This is a genomic window from Janthinobacterium sp. SUN073, assembly GCF_030397665.1.
In the GTDB taxonomy this organism is placed as follows: Bacteria; Pseudomonadota; Gammaproteobacteria; order Burkholderiales; family Burkholderiaceae_D; genus Janthinobacterium.
In genome coordinates, this window is record NZ_JAPUBT010000030.1 from 1 (window position 1) to 1455 (window position 1455).

Here is a 1455-nt window from a genome sequence, read left to right on the forward strand (position 1 = left end):
GAAGCAATCGGAAGTGGTTCCAAGAAAAGCCTCTAAGCTTCAGTCATACGAGACCGTACCGCAAACCGACACAGGTGGGCGAGATGAGTATTCTAAGGCGCTTGAGAGAACTCGGGAGAAGGAACTCGGCAAATTGGTACCGTAACTTCGGGAAAAGGTACGCCCCGGTAGCTTGATTGGTTTACTCCATGAGGGTGAAAGGGTTGCAATAAACTGGTGGCTGCGACTGTTTAATAAAAACACAGCACTCTGCAAACACGAAAGTGGACGTATAGGGTGTGACGCCTGCCCGGTGCTGGAAGATTAAATGATGGGGTGCAAGCTCTTGATTGAAGTCCCAGTAAACGGCGGCCGTAACTATAACGGTCCTAAGGTAGCGAAATTCCTTGTCGGGTAAGTTCCGACCTGCACGAATGGCGTAACGATGGCCACACTGTCTCCTCCCGAGACTCAGCGAAGTTGAAATGTTTGTGATGATGCAATCTACCCGCGGCTAGACGGAAAGACCCCATGAACCTTTACTGTAGCTTTGCATTGGACTTTGAACCAATCTGTGTAGGATAGGTGGGAGGCTTTGAAGCGGGGACGCTAGTTCTCGTGGAGCCAACCTTGAAATACCACCCTGGTTTGTTTGAGGTTCTAACCTTGGTCCGTTATCCGGATCGGGGACAGTGCATGGTAGGCAGTTTGACTGGGGCGGTCTCCTCCTAAAGTGTAACGGAGGAGTTCGAAGGTACGCTAGATACGGTCGGACATCGTGTTGATAGTGCAATGGCATAAGCGTGCTTAACTGCGAGACTGACAAGTCGAGCAGGTACGAAAGTAGGACATAGTGATCCGGTGGTTCTGTATGGAAGGGCCATCGCTCAACGGATAAAAGGTACTCTGGGGATAACAGGCTGATTCCTCCCAAGAGTTCATATCGACGGGGGAGTTTGGCACCTCGATGTCGGCTCATCACATCCTGGGGCTGTAGCCGGTCCCAAGGGTATGGCTGTTCGCCATTTAAAGTGGTACGTGAGCTGGGTTTAAAACGTCGTGAGACAGTTTGGTCCCTATCTGCCGTGGGCGTTGGAAATTTGAAGGGGGCTGCTCCTAGTACGAGAGGACCGGAGTGGACGTATCTCTGGTGTACCGGTTGTCACGCCAGTGGCATTGCCGGGTAGCTAAATACGGAAGAGATAACCGCTGAAAGCATCTAAGCGGGAAACTTGCCTTGAGATGAGATTTCCCAGAGCCTTGAGCTCTTTGAAGGGTCGTTCGAGACCAGGACGTTGATAGGCTGGGTGTGGAAGTGCAGTAATGCATTAAGCTAACCAGTACTAATTGCCCGTACGGCTTGTCCCTATAACCTTAGCAGGTACAGAGGATAAGACGGTACAACGTTGCGTGTGTGTTGATACAACTATTCATTACCCCAATCTTTGCTTCTTCCAGATTCAGGCTTTGTCGCTC

1 rRNA gene is annotated in these 1455 nt (G+C 50.8%); it reads left to right on the plus strand.

What is annotated here, in order from left to right:
• Nucleotides 1-1347, plus strand: a 23S ribosomal RNA gene (locus O0882_RS29015); the annotation flags it as partial.
• Between the last annotated feature and the right edge of the window lie 108 nt (nucleotides 1348-1455).